The following is a 1,255-nucleotide window of genomic DNA, read 5'->3' as shown; positions in this document are numbered from 1 at the left end:
TGATCTGCCCCCAATAAAGTAGACACGGGTTGCAAACTATTGTTTTTCAAATGCCATGGGGCTGACTCCACCGAGTGTCCCATGACGTCTTACTGTATTGTAATACTCTTCGATATACCACTTGGCTTGTAACTGGGTTTCCTCACGCGTCTGGATTGATTGGGAGCTCAGCCATTCCTTTTTCATCTGAGCGAAGAAGCTCTCCATACAAGCATTGTCCCAGCAGTTACCTTTGCGGGACATGCTGATAGTCACCTGCCTCTGATGTAGCCAGCTCATCACTTGTTCACTGCGGTACTGGCACCCCTGGTCAGAATGAAACAGTAACTGGCTGCCATTTGGCTTACGGCTCTGCCAGGCAGACTGCAGTGCGCACCTGACCAGTTCTGCACTGTTCAGGCAACTGGCAGCCCAGCCCACGACTGTCCTGGAGTATAAGTCCAGTACTACAGCGATATAGAGCCATCCTTCCTCACAACGAACCTGAGTGATGTCTGAGGTCCAGACCAGGTTCCGCTGGTGTACGGTAAACTCCCGGTTGAGCAGGTTGGGTAACACGGGCATGCCGGGCTTGGGTTTGTGGTAGCCTGGTTTCGTTGCACCACAAGAGCGATAGCCCACCGTCTGCAACAATCGCTGAACACGGTTTTTACTGCAGTCAAAGCCATGGTCGACAGCCGCCTTCCAGAGCTTGCGATAACCCGGTATGCCCTTTTCCCGTCTGGCCGCCTCCAGCAAGAACGCCAGCAGTGTCTGATTCACCTGTTCCCGCTCACTTGGAGCGCGGCTACGCCATCTGTAATAGCCAGCAGTGGACACGCCCAGTACTTCACACATGAGCGTGACCGGCCAGCGTGGGCTTCGGTAACCCTCAATAAACTCGTATTTTATTTGAGCTTTGTGTCGAAGTACGCCTGCGCCTTTTTTAGGATTTCGGCCTCCAGCTTGGCGCGCTCCAGTTCTTTCTTCAGGCGACGATTCTCTTTCTCAAGACTCTGATAGCTCGTTTGTGGGCCTTGATTATTGACAGTTGGCTTGGCGGTATCGGTAGGACGGGTCAACTCGGCTCTCCATCTGGATAGTATTTTAGGACAAATTCCTAGCTGCTTAGCCACAGAGTCTACCGTATCAGGAGAAGAGATGGACTTCTGCACGGCGGCTATTTTGAAGTCCATCGAATAACGTCTTTTTGTGGTGACTTTCATAAACACCTTACCTCTTGAATTAAGGTGTCTACTTTTTCAGGGGCGGATCA

The 1,255-nt window shown here is 51.6% G+C and carries 1 protein-coding gene; it reads right to left on the bottom strand.

Going from position 1 to position 1,255, the window contains the following annotated elements:
- Positions 1 to 36: 36 nt before the first annotated feature.
- A protein-coding gene (locus J0A66_RS21405) for an IS3 family transposase (RefSeq protein ID WP_206575894.1) occupies positions 37 to 1,205 on the bottom strand; the annotation gives its coding sequence in 2 pieces (ribosomal slippage) (positions 37 to 929 and positions 929 to 1,205; 1,170 coding nt in all).
- Between the last annotated feature and the right edge of the window lie 50 nt (positions 1,206 to 1,255).

This window comes from Bowmanella dokdonensis (assembly GCF_017254865.1).
In the GTDB taxonomy this organism is placed as follows: domain Bacteria; phylum Pseudomonadota; class Gammaproteobacteria; order Enterobacterales; family Alteromonadaceae; genus Bowmanella; species Bowmanella dokdonensis.
Note: the sequence above shows the minus strand (reverse complement) of the source record. Positions and strands in the feature narration are given on the sequence as shown.